Origin of the sequence: Coprococcus aceti, from assembly GCF_025567285.1 — a bacterium.
Classification (GTDB): domain Bacteria; phylum Bacillota; class Clostridia; order Lachnospirales; family Lachnospiraceae; genus Coprococcus; species Coprococcus aceti.
Map to the genome: position 1 here is coordinate 312,862 of NZ_JAOQJT010000003.1, position 14,774 is coordinate 327,635.

The 14,774-nt window shown below is 43.9% G+C and carries 15 protein-coding genes; 14 read left to right on the plus strand and 1 reads right to left on the minus strand.

The window, feature by feature from the left end; translation table 11 throughout:
* Nucleotides 1-42: 42 nt before the first annotated feature.
* The 8 genes from OCV54_RS06260 (at nt 43) to OCV54_RS06295 (ending at nt 8,884) form a co-directional block, all read left to right on the plus strand.
* On the plus strand, nt 43-375 hold the full coding sequence (locus tag OCV54_RS06260) for a cupin domain-containing protein (protein ID WP_004850052.1): 333 nt from the start codon (nt 43-45) through the stop codon (nt 373-375).
* 600 nt (nt 376-975) lie between these two features.
* Nucleotides 976-2,709 (plus strand): Na/Pi cotransporter family protein, encoded by a 1,734-nt coding sequence (locus tag OCV54_RS06265; protein ID WP_022215832.1) that lies wholly within the window; start codon nt 976-978, stop codon nt 2,707-2,709.
* 74 nt (nt 2,710-2,783) lie between these two features.
* A complete protein-coding gene (locus OCV54_RS06270; RefSeq protein WP_070099098.1) occupies nt 2,784-3,614 on the plus strand; it encodes a substrate-binding domain-containing protein in 831 nt (276 codons plus the stop codon).
* 27 nt (nt 3,615-3,641) lie between these two features.
* Nucleotides 3,642-3,806, plus strand: a complete 165-nt coding sequence (locus tag OCV54_RS06275) for a hypothetical protein (protein WP_004850057.1) — start codon at nt 3,642-3,644, stop codon at nt 3,804-3,806.
* Between the two features lie 4 nt (nt 3,807-3,810).
* Complete coding sequence (gene ppk1 / locus OCV54_RS06280) at nt 3,811-5,880, plus strand: polyphosphate kinase 1 (protein ID WP_055223240.1); 2,070 nt, start codon at nt 3,811-3,813, stop codon at nt 5,878-5,880.
* A 197-nt stretch (nt 5,881-6,077) separates the two neighbouring features.
* A complete protein-coding gene (locus OCV54_RS06285; protein ID WP_015533771.1) occupies nt 6,078-6,662 on the plus strand; it encodes an anthranilate synthase component II in 585 nt (194 codons plus the stop codon).
* 10 nt (nt 6,663-6,672) lie between these two features.
* Nucleotides 6,673-8,076, plus strand: coding sequence for an aminodeoxychorismate synthase component I (gene pabB, locus OCV54_RS06290; protein WP_055223134.1), 1,404 nt, complete (start codon nt 6,673-6,675; stop codon nt 8,074-8,076).
* A gap of 34 nt (nt 8,077-8,110) precedes the next feature.
* Nucleotides 8,111-8,884: an aminotransferase class IV gene (locus OCV54_RS06295; protein ID WP_055223135.1), complete on the plus strand. Its 774-nt coding sequence runs from the start codon at nt 8,111-8,113 to the stop codon at nt 8,882-8,884.
* 14 nt (nt 8,885-8,898) lie between these two features.
* On the opposite strand, the gene tsaA is transcribed toward OCV54_RS06295, so the two are convergent.
* Entirely contained in the window at nt 8,899-9,612 is a 714-nt protein-coding gene (gene tsaA, locus OCV54_RS06300) for a tRNA (N6-threonylcarbamoyladenosine(37)-N6)-methyltransferase TrmO (protein ID WP_055223136.1), read from the minus strand.
* A gap of 366 nt (nt 9,613-9,978) precedes the next feature.
* On the opposite strand from tsaA, the gene OCV54_RS06305 reads away from it, so the two are divergent.
* The 6 genes from OCV54_RS06305 (at nt 9,979) to OCV54_RS06330 (ending at nt 14,619) form a co-directional block, all read left to right on the plus strand.
* Entirely contained in the window at nt 9,979-10,872 is an 894-nt protein-coding gene (locus tag OCV54_RS06305) for a substrate-binding domain-containing protein (protein ID WP_055223137.1), read from the plus strand.
* Nucleotides 10,873-10,879: 7 nt separating this feature from the next.
* Nucleotides 10,880-11,731, plus strand: coding sequence for a phosphate ABC transporter permease subunit PstC (gene pstC, locus OCV54_RS06310; RefSeq protein ID WP_015533776.1), 852 nt, complete (start codon nt 10,880-10,882; stop codon nt 11,729-11,731).
* On the plus strand, nt 11,732-12,736 hold the full coding sequence (gene pstA / locus OCV54_RS06315) for a phosphate ABC transporter permease PstA (protein WP_015533777.1): 1,005 nt from the start codon (nt 11,732-11,734) through the stop codon (nt 12,734-12,736).
* A 175-nt stretch (nt 12,737-12,911) separates the two neighbouring features.
* Nucleotides 12,912-13,670 carry a phosphate ABC transporter ATP-binding protein PstB gene (gene pstB, locus OCV54_RS06320; protein WP_055223138.1) on the plus strand — a complete coding sequence of 253 codons (759 nt, stop codon included), beginning with the start codon at nt 12,912-12,914 and terminating at the stop codon, nt 13,668-13,670.
* Nucleotides 13,671-13,680: 10 nt separating this feature from the next.
* Nucleotides 13,681-14,325: a phosphate signaling complex protein PhoU gene (gene phoU / locus OCV54_RS06325; protein ID WP_022216632.1), complete on the plus strand. Its 645-nt coding sequence runs from the start codon at nt 13,681-13,683 to the stop codon at nt 14,323-14,325.
* A 33-nt stretch (nt 14,326-14,358) separates the two neighbouring features.
* Nucleotides 14,359-14,619: a hypothetical protein gene (locus OCV54_RS06330; RefSeq protein WP_055223139.1), complete on the plus strand. Its 261-nt coding sequence runs from the start codon at nt 14,359-14,361 to the stop codon at nt 14,617-14,619.
* Nucleotides 14,620-14,774: the final 155 nt, after the last annotated feature.

The following is a 14,774-nucleotide window of genomic DNA, read 5'->3' on the forward strand; positions in this document are numbered from 1 at the left end:
ATTTCATGCGTTTGCAGGAATTTTTCGTAAGGAGGACAACGGATGAAGATATCATTTGATTCACTTGAGGAGCAGAATATTCAGAACTTTAAGGGTGGCGAAGGCGTATTCAAGCCACGCATGCACGTAGGCAATTACAACAAGATCATGAGGGCAACACTTCCAGCCGGAAGTTCTATAGGACTTCACACACATGACACCAACAGCGAGATCATATTTATCATCTCAGGAGTTGGAACCATGGAGTATGACGACACCATGGAGATACTCAATCCGGGCGACTGCCATTATTGTCCGCCGGGACACAGCCACAGCCTGAAGAACAACGGCGATGAGGATCTGGTGTTCTATGCTGTAGTGCCAGAGCACAATTAGAAGAGAATAATATAAGAAAATAAAAAAGAGGTTCTCCCAATCAATGTAATTGGAATATATCTGGAATTCCGGGTGCGCATCAGAATGTGGAGACCTCTTTTTTATTTGTTATCAAGTGATTAACTTGATATATATGCGTTAATTCATGTCACATCTAGAAAAGTTGCAGATAAATGTAACCTGGAGTTGCAATCAAGGCAACCAGAAGTTGGTTGAATATGAGTAAAATTGGTTTTATCATGTAAAAGTAGGCGATAGAATTATATAGTTGGAGGAAATATGTGGTGTTTCGCGTCAGGCTGTAGCAAAATGGGAGAAAGGTATTAACTTTATAATACTATCACTGGATAGACTGTTTTAATGTAGTTTACATAAATTTTACGTGCCTGCATATTGAAAAATACGATACAAAATGCTAGTATAATAGCAAATTTATGGTGATGAAATTTAAGCCAGTAGATACACATGAAGTGTGTCTGCTGGCTTTTCTTGCTTTTTACATAGATTTTACATTTCGTTTACTGCATGTGGATAGCGGCCATTTCCTTATGTGGATATGCTTGTTTAAGATGAGATTTACATAAGGAGGAAAAAAACACAGTGGATGAAAGAGTTAAGATAGTATTTGGATTGCTGGGAGGACTTGCAATGTTCCTATATGGAATGAATAGCATGAGCGATGCACTCCAGAAGGCAGCAGGAGAGAAGATGAAGAGGATATTGGGATTCCTTACCAAGAATCCTTTGATGGGAGCTTTGGCGGGGGCACTTGTAACCGCAGTTCTCCAGAGCAGTTCGGCGACCACGGTCATGGTCATCGGATTTGTAAGTGCAGGACTCATGAGTCTGCCACAGGCTATATCAGTAATATTTGGAGCAAATATAGGAACGACCATGACGGCACAGCTTATGGCGTTCAAGATCAGTAATTACATATATCCGATCATATTCATAGGCTTCATTATGAACTTTGTGTTCAAGAAGGAAAAGATCAGAAATGTTGGTATGGTCATATTCTCATTTGGACTTCTCTTTGAAGGTATTGAGGTCATGGGTGGTGTTATGAAACCACTTGCCAGCAGTGCGATATTTGTGGATCTGATGGGCAAGGTGTCAGAGATACCGGTTCTCGGAGTTGTACTTGGTGCAGTCATGACCTTGGTTGTACAGAGTAGTTCGGCGACCATTGCGGTACTTCAGAACTTTGCGTCACAGCCTGGACCTGACGGAATACACAGTGTCATAGGTCTGGCAGGGGCGATACCTATCCTTTTTGGAGATAACATTGGAACAACCATCACAGCGCTTCTGGCATCCATAGGACAGTCCAAGAATGCCAAGAGAACAGCCATCGCGCACAGTACATTCAATATCACAGGAACCATACTTTTCATGTTCCTTATAAGACCGCTGGCTGCATTTGTGCAGTGGATATCACCGAAGGGCGATGAACTTGACATCATATCAAGACAGATAGCAAATGCGCATACCACGTTCAATGTGGCATGTACACTTATCTGGCTGCCTCTGATACCTGTTATGGTGAAGATAGTTAAGTTCATCATCAGGGGTGAGGACAAGAAAAATTCAGATGGCTTTGTAGCCAAATACCTCGATGATAAAGCTATGTCACAGCCGGCGGCAGCTATCTACATGGCCGCAAAAGAAATATCAAGATTGTCTGTTCATGCGGGTAAGATGATAGGTGCTATGAAAAATGCTATAGAGAAGAGAAATATTACAGATATCCGTGACAAATATGTGGATGAGCATGACAAGGTCAAGGAGCTTCAGAATATAATAGTTGATTTCATCACAAAGCTGATATCAAGTGGTAACCTTACCGAGAAACAGGCAGAGCAGGCGGCAGGCCTCATGGTGGTCAGCAACAATATAGAGCGTATAGCAGACAGGTGCGATGAGGTGGATGGCCTGTATAAAAAGATCCTGGACAATGGACAACTGCTGTCGGATGCTGCGATAGCTGACCTGACAGCATGTATGGATATGACAGAGAAACTTTTCGGTGAGTCAATGAATGCAATAATTACTGGGGACAGCGAAACTCCTGATAAGGTTGCCGCAGACAAGAAGAAGATAAGAAAGCTCCAGAGACAGGCAGGTAAGGCTCATCTCGCAAGAGTCAAGAAAAACACATGTGTGAGAAGCCTGACAGCGGATTATTCAGCACTCCTTTACAGCATGGACCGTATGGCGGACAACTGCATATCCATTGCGGAAGAGGCAATCGACGATTTCACATTTGACAAACTTGATATAGAGAATATGGATAGCGACAGTGAAGTCATGGTGAAGGCAGGTGCTCAGGCATGACAAAATACAAATGTGAAAGAACGTATATTGACAGTAATATAGACAGGAGCTGCAAAAGGGACAGATACTGGAAAATGATTGGCAAATTTCTTGCAATGACTGCACTGGGTTCTCTGTTACTCACAGGATGTGGCGCCAAAGTGGACGTTCCGGATATGTCATCCATGGGTACGATAAATGTGGTTTCCAGAGAGGAAGGTTCCGGTACTAAGACGGAATTTGACAATCTTGTAGGTACCGATGCTACGGGAACAAACACTGTTGCAGAATCCACAGATAAGGTCATATCGGAAGTTGCTTCTGACAAAAATGCGATAGGTTATATAGCTTACAGTGCGGAAAATAACAGTGGTGTAAAGGCGCTGGATGTCGATGGTGTAGCTCCGGATGCGGCATCTATAGAGAAGGACAAATATCCTCTGTGCAGGGATTATATATTGGTGTATAACGGAGAGTTGTCAGCTGTGGCAAAGGATTTCATGGCTTATGTGAAGTCAGCGGGGCAGGCAGTGGTTGCGGACTACTGTGTTCCGGTAAAAAAGAGCGAGACATTCCTGTCAGACAAGTCTGGTGGTACGGTGGAGATACATGGTTCTACATCGGCAGCTCCGATCGTATCTAAGCTGGCAGAGGAATACATGAAGATCAATCCGGCAGCGAAGATCTTGGTCACAGAGTCGGATTCGACACAGGGACTCAATGATGCGCTTCAGGGCAGATGTGACCTTGGAATGTCATCCAGAAGCCTTCAGCCGTACGAGAGCGAGCTGCTCACATCATATGTATTTGGACGTGATGCGATTGCTGTGATCGTAAACAGTGAGAATACGCTATCTGACATATCGGTGGATATGCTGAAGAAGATATATGATAAGAAGTATACTGCCTGGAGCGATTTGAGATGATTACCACAATAAGGAACAGCAACTCACATGGGTGCATATAATGAGTCTGCTCCTATGATGAGAGGGATAGTCATATGGCTATCCGTCTTGTTGTGTATGTATAGAATAAAACAGATAGAAAGAGGACAGGCAATTGGTAAACTGGCTGATCAGACTGATAAGAAAAATAAAGAACAGAAAAGGAGAATATGAAGAAATGGCACAGGATACAAATATAAGTACAATAAAGGGCGTATACGTCAACAGAGAGATTTCATGGCTCAAGTTTAATGAGCGTGTGCTGGAGGAGGCACAGAATGAGAATTCACCGCTTTGCGAGAAATTGTCATTTCTGGCAATATATCAGTCAAATCTTGATGAATTCTTCATGGTGAGAGTTGGTTCTCTGGAGGATCAGAAACTTTTGACCGGAGATCAGAGGGAGAACAAGACAAAGCTCAGCCCACAGGAACAGATTGATGCGATCCTTGAGAATGTCACAAAGCTCAATGCGATCAAAGACAACATATATGAGAATCTCATGAAAGATGTTGAGACGGAGGGGTTTAGACTGGTAAGGTACGCAGACCTGTCGAAGGCTGACGCAAAGTATCTTGACAGTTATTTTGCGCAGGAGATACTTCCGCTGCTCTCAGTGATGATCGTTGGAAGAAAACAGCCATTCCCATTCCTCAAGAACAGAGAGATATATGCCCTTGCCATACTTGAGAGAAAGGGCAAGAAGAAACTCGGTATCATACCTTGTGAGAGTGGCATGCTTCCAAGACTTGTGGCACTTCCGGGCGTGCCGGGAACCTATATACTTTTGGAGGAGCTTATCCTTCACTATGCTCCAGGGCTTTTCAAGGGCTACAAGGTTCAGGAGAAGACTCTCATGAGGATCACCAGAAATGCCGATATCGACGTGAGCAAGGTGTATGATGAAGACCTCAACTACAGAGATCAGATGGAACAGGTTGTTAAGCTTAGAAAGAAACTTGCTCCGGTCAGAATAGAATTTACAAGAGATATATCACAGAAGATGGTGGGCGAGGTGTGTGATTACTGTGAGCTTGACGAGAAACATGTATTTTATTCAAAATCTCCGCTGGATCTGTCATTTGTATTCCAGATACAGGATAAGCTCAGGGACAGACAGGAGCTGTTCTTTGAGAAGAGGGTGTCACAGCAGTCACCGGATCTTGATGTGATGAAGCCACTTATACCTCAGATACTTGAGAAGGATGTGCTTCTCTCATATCCGTATGAGAGCATCAGACCGTTCCTGAATCTCCTTCAGGAGGCAGCAAGAGATCCAAAGGTAAATGCAATCAGGATGACTTTATATCGTCTTGCGAAGAACTCTAAGGTTGTGGAAGCACTTGTTGAAGCTGCAGAGAATGGTAAGCAGGTTGAGGTACTTGTGGAGCTCAAGGCAAGATTTGATGAGGAAAATAATATAGAGTGGAGCCGTACCCTCGAGGATGCGGGCTGTCATGTTGTGTATGGCGTTGACGGACTCAAGGTTCATTCAAAGCTCTGTCTCATAACCAGAAAAGACGGAGGTAAAATCCAGTACATAACACAGATAGGAACGGGAAATTACAATGAGAAGACATCCAGACTCTACACAGATCTGTCGCTCATGACTGCAAATGAGGCTATTGGCAAGGATGCCATGAAAGTGTTTCAGTCGATTCTTATTGGCAATACAGTCAGCCATGCTGATCACCTGCTTGTGGCTCCTGAATGCCTGCAGGCTCCGGTTCTCAAGATGATAGATGATGAGATTGCCATAGCAAAGGACGGTCAGCCTGCTTATATCGGAGTTAAGATCAATTCTCTCACTGACAAAAAGATCATCGACAAGCTGGTTGAGGCATCAAAGGCGGGAGTGAAGGTTGAACTTATAGTCAGAGGAATATGCTGTCTGCTGGCAGGGATTCCTGGTGAGACGGAGAATATACATATAAGAAGTATTGTCGGACGCTTCCTTGAGCACTCAAGAATATACATCTTCGGAACACCTGACAGAGACAAGATATATATAGCTTCGGCGGATTTTATGACGCGTAACACTCTCCGCCGTGTGGAGGTTGCTACACCTATATATGATGATAAGATCAAGCAGCGTATCAGGGACATGTTTGGACTTATGATGAAGGACAACATGCAGGCGCGTATACAGCAGCCTGATGGAACCTACTTGAAACAGAACCGCGATGTTGAGGAGATAAACTCACAGGAACAGCAGTATGCAGATGCCTATGAGAGGGCACGTCAGTAGGCGCATTGCATAGTGAGACTGCGCAAAAGTAGCAAAGGCATTTGCTTTCTGAGGACAGATATGTTAGAATCTGTAAAAATCAAAGATAAAAATAACGTGCAGATTACGGACCGAAAAGGATAACGACTGTGCATGCTTTGGCATGCCGGCTGTTATCCTTTTTGTGTTTTATAGTGATTGCGGATAAGGAGAAGTGCATGTATCTGATGATAGACAATTTTGATTCATTTGTGTATAACCTGAAGGCGTATTTCGAAGAGATGGGAAGATGTGTGACCGTAAAAAGGTGCGATCGGATATCTCTGCATGATGTGGAAGATCTGGAGCCGGAGGGCATAATACTTTCACCGGGACCTGGGCGGCCATGGGAGGCAAAAATGTGTGTGGATGTTGTGAACATGTATAAGGGAAAGATTCCGATACTTGGAGTCTGCCTTGGACATCAGATACTTGGGTATTGTGCGGGCGCCATTGTTGAAAAAGGAAAGATGCCAATGCATGGAAAGGTGACAGAGATACATACCTGTGGAACAGGTCTGTTCGCGCGGCTGCCGGAAAGCTTTCATGTCACAAGGTACCACTCATTGGTAATAAATGGCAGTAGTCTGCCGGATGATTACCAGGTGGATGCTATATCCGAGGACGGTGCAGTTATGGGAATATCACACAGAAGGTTGCCGTTGTACGGGGTGCAGTTTCACCCGGAAGCGGTACTTACGGAGTATGGTCATGATATATTGTATAATTTTTGTATAGCGGCGGAGAAATTTAATTGCAGATAAGGAGTCATATATGAGCAGTATGAGGCGAGTGCTAAAAAAACTTGACAGATATGTGTGTGCAGCTGATGTTTTTGAAATATATGAGGATGAGACAGGAATAGCATTTCTTGACTCATCCCTTGTGAATAATCTGGGACACTATTCGATCATCGGGAGATGCCCGTATCTCAGGCTTGTTAAGAATGGGGATACATTTGAGGTTAATGGAGATTCTGAAAAGAATATAACATTTGAAGAATATATGAGACAGTATCTTGTACAGCATATGGATAAGAGCCCGGAGGATTTGCCAATCGTATCAGGAGCGATAGGGTATGTATCCTACGATTATGGAATGGATAGGATGGGGCTTGATTCCATCAATGAAGACCTTGTGTCTGTTCCAGAGGCAGTCATGACATTCTATGACTGTTTTGTTGTTGAAGATTGCCTAAAAAAAGAGACATATCTTGTGGCAAATGGGATGACAGGTGATGCACAGTCAAATATTGATGTAATGGAGAATGATATAGAGAAGTATTGCGGCAGGGATGATCGGGAAAATGAGAATATAATTGACAGGACAAGTGAAGATGTACAAAAGAGAAAGAAGTATAACTTGAATGTGTACGAAGAATGCAGCAGGGAAGAGTATGAGGACTCTATAAGAAGGCTGAAGGATTATATAACCGAGGGGGATGTATATGTTGCAAATATGACAAGGCATATAGTTGTCGACAGCGAAAAAAAGCCTCTGGACGTGTTCCGCGATCTGCGAGTTTGTAATCCGTCGCCATTTGGTGGATATCTTGATCTGGGAGATTATCAGATAGTGAGCGCATCTCCTGAAAGGTTCATGCAGATAAAGGATCGTCGTGTGTACACCCGGCCGATAAAGGGAACGAGGAGACGAGGAGAGACTGACAGGGAGGATGAGGCGCTCAGGGGTGAGCTTGAGAAATCACAGAAGGAAAAGAGCGAACTTCTGATGATTGTAGATCTTGAGAGGAATGACCTGAATCGTGTGTGCAGACCGGGAAGCGTAAAAGTGACTGAACTGTTTTCGATAGAAGAGTATGCAACTGTTTTTCATCAGGTGGCAAATGTTGAAGGCATGCTGCAGGATGGGGAAGATGTGATGTCTCTTCTTACTGCGGCATTTCCGGGTGGTTCTGTTACGGGGGCGCCGAAACGCAGGGCTATGGAGATTACAGATGAACTTGAATGCGGGAAGAGAAATATTTACACCGGCTCTATTGGTTATATTACATTGGATGGAAAATGTGATTTTAATATAGTGATAAGAACTGTATTGTACAGAAATGGCAGGTATTATCTAGGCGTTGGAGGCGGTATTACTGCCGATTCAGATCCTGGTGCAGAGTATGAAGAGACACGGGATAAGGCAAAAGCAATACTCAGTGCATTGCAGTAGCATTTGAAAATGATGAAAATGGGAGAAATGTAAAATGAATGTAAAAATGGATGATTGCTTTCAATTTGGTCTTGGAGCATTTGAAACTATAAGTGTGGTTGACGGCAGGCCGATATTTCTTGACAGGCATCTGAGACGTCTGGAAGATGCTGCAAGATTTCTGGATCTTGGCATGCCAGCAGAACGGGGCATAGACAGGATAGCTGTGCTGGAATATCTGAGAAAGTGGATGAGTGAGCATGATTACAGAGATCGATCAGGTCATATGAGGCGATGTGCGTTAAAGATCATGCTGACTCAGGAAAATGTGGTTTTTTCAATGAGAGATAATCCTTACACCCCGGATATATACGAACGGGGGTTTGCAATGGACATAAGTAATGTTAGAAGAAATGAGACATCGCCGTTCGTATATCATAAAACCATGAATTACGGAGACTGCATTCTTGAAAAAAGACGGTCTAGGAAAGCTGGAATGGATGAACGGATCTTCCTGAATACGAAGGGACAGATATGCGAGGGTACGGTGAGCAATATATTTTTTGTGAGAGATGGCAGGATATACACACCCGCGATAGACTCAGGTCTTCTGCCTGGAACAGTAAGGGGGTATATCTGTGAATCAGAGGCGGTCACGCAGACGGTGATATTCCCTGATGAACTGTCATCATATCAGGAATGCTTTGTGACCAATTCCTTGATGGGGGTCATGCCGGTGAAACTACTGGGAAATATCAGCTTTGAGGAGAGGAGTGTCACTGCCAGGACGATGAGAAAATATCATGATTTTTCAGCTTCATGCCGGTAAAATGCCTTTTTGTATCATTGTGGTCCGGGCTCAGCCACTTCGCATATGGTAAGAGTGTCACCAGATATGGTAAACCTTATATCGTATCCGCCGTACAGCATTCCATAGCGTCTATTCGGTTCATCCTGATAGCCCGGCCTTGGATCCTGCGCAAGTATCTCTTTTAGGGCCTCGATCTGTGTATTTGAAAATATCGTTTCAAGTTTGGCAGTGATATCGTCAGAGAAACGTACTGACAGCTCCGGAATATCAAGAGAGTCCGTCCAGCCCCCGGTCGCCTCCGGGTGGCTGTCTGTGTATGGCAGATAAGGCTTGATGTCGTACACCGGTGTACCATCCAGGATATCGGCTCCTGACACCACAAGCCCGTGTACACAGCCAGTTTCTTCATTATATATAATGTCCAGAAGCTTCACCGACGACAGTCCGATGTTGTTCGGCCTGAAAGGTGATCTGGTGGCAAAAACCCCCATCCGCTGGTTACCACCCAGCTTTGGGGGTTTTACTGTTGCGGTAAAACCATTCTTGTGAGCCCTGGAGAAGTCCCACAGCAGCCATATGTGGGAGAATCCGTCAAGTCCTCTGAACGCCTCTGCCTGATTGTACGGTGGAAGCATCTCTATAAAAGCGGTGGCGCAGTCTGTCAGACCGCTCTGCCTTGGAATGCCGAACTTTTCTTTATAGTCACATCTCACATATCCTATTACTTCTAAACTGGTATTTGTCATGTATATTTATCCCACTTTCTGGTTGCAATTTATAAGTTATGGCAGATTATTTGCTGTACATTCAGCATGCATTGATTAACGCCGACTTTACATTCAATTTACATAGCGTTGGTTATGTATTTTACTTATGCCATTTATTATAGTTCAAAGAAAAGAACAAAAGGCGCGCGAGTTCTTTTCCGGGACATAAGCAAAGAATGATATGCCCCAATAATACAATATTTGTAAAGACCGGTTCAAGAGATAACCGGCACATGTAACAATTTTCGGAGAAAATTGTTATGCAGCATCAGCCATCGCCGATAGGCGATTTTGCATGGCTGATGTTCCAAGAAAGAATATGGGCAAAGTAAGGAGATAAGAAAAATGATTAGATTAAAGAATGTATTAGCAGTTACACTTGGAGCAGCACTTATGGTAGGAAGCCTTGCAGGCTGTGGAAATAATTCATCAAAGAGCGCAGATGGCGGATTCGATGCAACACAGGATATATCAGTAGTATCAAGAGAGGAAGGCTCAGGAACAAGAGGAGCATTTGTAGAACTCACAGGAGTTGAGGAGAAGGACGCAGATGGCAATAAGGTCGACAACACAACAACAAATGCCATCACATGTAACAGCACAGAAGTCGTGCTCACAACAGTGGCAGGAGATGATTATGCAATCGGTTACATATCTCTCGGAGCACTCAACGATACAGTAAAGGCACTCAAAATCGGTGGAGTTGAGGCAAGTGAGGAGAACATCAACAATGGTTCATACACCCTCTCAAGACCATTCAACATCGTTACAAAGGATGGCATCAGCGATGTTGCACAGGATTTCATCAACTACATCATGAGCGAGGATGGACAGAAGATCATCTCAGCAAATAAGTACATCGAGGTTGCAAACAGCGGAGCATTTACTTCAACAAATCCAAAGGGCAAGATTGTTGTTGCAGGATCATCTTCAGTAACACCTGTTATGGAAAAACTTATCGAGGCATACAAGGCAATCAACACAAACGCTGACATCGAGCTTCAGGAGAGCGATTCAACAACAGGTATCACATCAACATCAGATGGAACATGCGACATAGGTATGGCATCACGTGAACTCAAGGATACAGAGACAGCACTTGGTCTCAAGGCAACAGTAATAGCAATGGACGGAATTGCAGTTATAGTAAATAACAACAACCCTGCTGAGGACTACACAGTAGATCAGGTCAAGGACATATTCACAGGTTCAGCAGCAAAGTGGGAGGACGTAAAGTAATCAGCTTATGCATAAACTTAAAGAAACAATTATGCATGTAGTATTCCTGATAGCGGCACTGGTATCCATTGCAGCAGTAGCACTCATATGTGTGTTCCTGTTTGTGAATGGAATACCGGCCATTAAAGAGATAGGCTTCGGGGATTTCACCCTTGGTGAGGTCTGGAAGCCTACAAATGGATACTACGGCATTCTTCCTTTCATATTAGGAAGTATATATGTAACAGCCGGAGCACTGATAATTGGAGTTCCGATAGGACTTCTCACGGCGATATATCTGGCAAAGTTTTGTCCCGACAGATTATATAAAGTTATAAAGCCATTTATCAATCTGATGGCCGGAATACCTTCGGTAGTATATGGATTCTTTGGAATGTGTGTGCTTGTACCGATGGTGAGAAGCATATTTGGAGTAAATGGAAATACGATGCTCACGGCATCAGTACTTCTTGGAATGATGATACTTCCAACTATCATCAGTGTATCAGAGACCTCAATAAGAGCGGTACCTGACAAATATTATCAGGGAGCTTTGGCACTTGGAGCGACACATGAGCGAAGTGTGTTCAAGACAGTAGTTCCAGCAGCTAAGTCAGGAGTTATGGCTGCGATTATCCTTGGTGTTGGCCGTGCAGTTGGAGAGACTATGGCGGTCATCATGGTCGCTGGAAATCAGGTCCATATGCCTGACGGAATACTGAGAGGTGTCAGAACACTCACCACAAATATAGTAATGGAGATGGGATATGCGACGGACCTGCACAGACAGGCTCTGATAGCGACGGGCGTTGTACTGTTCGTATTCATACTCATTATCAACCTCCTGTTCTCCATCATAAAGAGAAAGACGGTGGCATAGATGACAGAGAGAGTAGAAGGAATAAAGACAGTTGTCGCATGTGGCGATGACAGAACAAAAAATACAATAATCAGCACGAAAAAGACGGCACCTGAGGACGATCCTTCATCCATAGTTGATGTGGACAGCATAGAGGCTATAAACAAGAGCACATGGTCTGAGAAATGGGCTGAGTACAGAAAGAGACCGGGATCATTCATAATGTTTATCTTTGTACATCTGGCAACGCTCATAACTGTGCTCTCCATAGGATTTCTGTTGGTGTATGTACTGGTAAAGGGAATCCCAAATCTTAATGCGGACATATTCAGCTGGGAATATACATCGGACAACTGTTCGCTGGTACCGGCACTTATAAATACGGTTTACATGACGCTGCTGTCCCTCCTGATAGCAGGTCCGATAGGAATATTTGCAGCGATATATCTTGTCGAATATGCAAAGACTGGCAATAAGCTGGTGGGGGTAGTGAGGATCACAGCGGAGACACTTACAGGAATACCTTCGATCGTATACGGACTATTTGGAATGCTGTTTTTCACAAATGCGTGTGGACTTAGATTATCACTCATATCAGGTGCGTTAACCCTGGCGATAATGGTTCTTCCGGTCATAATGAGAACCACAGAGGAGGCACTTATGGCAGTGCCTAAGTCTTATAGAGAAGGAAGTTTTGGACTGGGAGCCGGAAAGCTCAGAACAGTATTCAAAGTAGTGCTTCCAAGTGCCGTTCCTGGAATACTGTCAGGAATCATACTTGCGACAGGACGTATCGTGGGCGAAACGGCAGCACTCATATACACAGCAGGATCGGTTGCAAAGATGGCGACAAAGCTTACCGATTCAACAAGGACTCTGGCGGTTCATATGTACCTTCTGTCAAAAGAAGGACTTCACACGGATCAGGGTTATGCAACAGCGGTAGTGCTTCTTGTACTTGTAGTGCTTATCAACTTTGCGTCCGACAAGATTGCAGGAAAGGTTGCCGCAGATAAGGCCAATTAACACGTGTTGGGGCTTTGGAATCAGAGTCTTGGCAGGTGCTTACAATATCCGGCAGAAGCGATTGAGCTTCTGCAATTAGAAAAGAAAATATTAAGGTGCGATGTGAAAGAAAGACATCATAACAATACAAATGATGTAACGATTCGCATTTGATGTTAAGAATGGAGAAAAATAGATGAATAATAACGTTAAGTTCAGCGTTAAAAATTTGAATCTCTATTACGGAAAGTTCCATGCCCTTAAGGGTATTGATATGGATATTCCGTCAAATGAGGTTACAGCATTTATTGGACCATCAGGTTGTGGTAAGTCAACATTCCTTAAGTCGCTCAACAGAATGAATGATTTGGTAGAGGGATGCAAGATAACAGGTGATGTGAGGCTTGATGGAGAGGATATATACAGCGGAATGGATATTAACCTTTTGAGAAAAAGAGTTGGAATGGTGTTCCAGCAGCCGAATCCTTTTCCGATGAGTGTCTATGACAATATAGCATATGGTCCTAGAACACACGGCATAAGAAATCATGCAAAGCTTGATGAGATAGTTGAGAGATCTCTCAGACAGGCAGCTATATGGGATGAGCTTAAGGACAGACTGAAGAAGTCAGCACTTGGCCTTTCAGGAGGACAGCAGCAGAGGCTCTGTATAGCCAGAGCACTGGCAGTGGAGCCTGAGGTACTTCTCATGGATGAGCCTACATCGGCCCTTGATCCTATATCGACATCCAAGATAGAGGACCTGGTACTTGAACTGAAGGACAATTACACCATTATCATGGTTACGCATAACATGCAGCAGGCAACCAGAGTTGCGGACAACACAGCGTTCTTCCTTCTCGGAGAGGTCGTTGAGTACGCAGAGACAGAAAAGATGTTCAGCAAGCCGGCTGACAAGCGTACAGAGGATTACATCACCGGTAGATTTGGTTAGGAGGGACACGATGAGAGACAAATATGAGATGCAGCTTAGAAAGCTTCACGCAGAGATGATAGAGATGGGAACTATGATTGAGCAGGCGATCGAGACAGCGATCAAGGCTCTCGTGGCCCAGGACACAGAGCTCGCAAAGAAGGCGATCGAGGCGGATGACGCCATCGACCATCAGGAGAGAGAGATTGAGAATCTGTGCCTCAAGCTGTTCCTTACCCAGCAGCCGGTTGCCGGGGATATGAGAAATATATCCGCAGCACTCAAGATGATAACGGATATGGAGAGGATCGGAGATCACGCCTCAGATATATCAGAACTCACACTGTGCATGGCTGGCACACCATATATAAAGAAGCTTGAGCACATACAGCAGATGGCAAAAGAGACGATCGTCATGCTGGTATCAAGCATAGAGGCATATGTCAACGCAGATGAGAAAAAGGCAAAGAGTGTAATAGAGCATGACGATGTCGTCGATGATCTTTTTGACAAGGTCAAGAATGAACTCATCACAATGATACATGAGAATTCGGATGATGGAGAGCAGGCTTGTGACCTTCTTATGGTTGCCAAGTATCTTGAGAGGATTGGCGATCACGCAACGAATATATCAGAGTGGGTACTCTTCTCGATAACAGGAGAACATATAGACTGATGATTGAGTCATGGACGAAAAGAGGTGATTTCTATGAAGTGGGTATGTACGAAGATAAATGAACTGTCACACAGAACAGGTATAGGCAATATGAAACTTTTCATAACAGTCAGCATGGTGGTGTGCGGACTTGCGGGATGTGCTGCAGCATTGCTGCTCCACATGCTCCCTGTGCTGGGAGATGTATCATTCGCAAAGCTGATGTTCATATGTGGCGGTTATGGCATGTTCCTGGTAGGAATGCTTGGAAGTGCGGTGTATCTGCTCATAAATGAGCCTCTCGGAAGCAAATAAACAGATGAAAACAGAAAAAAGGTCTATGTGATACCACAAAACTGTGCCAAATATTTTGCAGGATTTTACATAGATTTTAAATTTACACAGATTTTACATACACATATCTCACATTTTACATATCCCTTTTACAATAGACTCTGATAAAACAGACG

What these genes read in the sequence shown, in the direction of transcription:
- OCV54_RS06260 (WP_004850052.1), top strand. Translation starts at nt 43, where the DNA reads ATGAAGATATCATTTGATTCACTTGAGGAGCAGAATATTCAGAACTTT.
- OCV54_RS06270 (WP_070099098.1), top strand. Translation starts at nt 2,784, where the DNA reads ATGATTGGCAAATTTCTTGCAATGACTGCACTGGGTTCTCTGTTACTC.
- OCV54_RS06275 (WP_004850057.1), top strand. Translation starts at nt 3,642, where the DNA reads ATGGGTGCATATAATGAGTCTGCTCCTATGATGAGAGGGATAGTCATA.
- ppk1 (WP_055223240.1), top strand. Translation starts at nt 3,811, where the DNA reads ATGGCACAGGATACAAATATAAGTACAATAAAGGGCGTATACGTCAAC.
- OCV54_RS06285 (WP_015533771.1), top strand. Translation starts at nt 6,078, where the DNA reads ATGTATCTGATGATAGACAATTTTGATTCATTTGTGTATAACCTGAAG.
- pabB (WP_055223134.1), top strand. Translation starts at nt 6,673, where the DNA reads ATGAGCAGTATGAGGCGAGTGCTAAAAAAACTTGACAGATATGTGTGT.
- OCV54_RS06295 (WP_055223135.1), top strand. Translation starts at nt 8,111, where the DNA reads ATGAATGTAAAAATGGATGATTGCTTTCAATTTGGTCTTGGAGCATTT.
- tsaA (WP_055223136.1), bottom strand. Translation starts at nt 9,612, where the DNA reads ATGACAAATACCAGTTTAGAAGTAATAGGATATGTGAGATGTGACTAT.
- OCV54_RS06305 (WP_055223137.1), top strand. Translation starts at nt 9,979, where the DNA reads ATGATTAGATTAAAGAATGTATTAGCAGTTACACTTGGAGCAGCACTT.
- pstC (WP_015533776.1), top strand. Translation starts at nt 10,880, where the DNA reads ATGCATAAACTTAAAGAAACAATTATGCATGTAGTATTCCTGATAGCG.
- pstA (WP_015533777.1), top strand. Translation starts at nt 11,732, where the DNA reads ATGACAGAGAGAGTAGAAGGAATAAAGACAGTTGTCGCATGTGGCGAT.
- pstB (WP_055223138.1), top strand. Translation starts at nt 12,912, where the DNA reads ATGAATAATAACGTTAAGTTCAGCGTTAAAAATTTGAATCTCTATTAC.
- phoU (WP_022216632.1), top strand. Translation starts at nt 13,681, where the DNA reads ATGAGAGACAAATATGAGATGCAGCTTAGAAAGCTTCACGCAGAGATG.
- OCV54_RS06330 (WP_055223139.1), top strand. Translation starts at nt 14,359, where the DNA reads ATGAAGTGGGTATGTACGAAGATAAATGAACTGTCACACAGAACAGGT.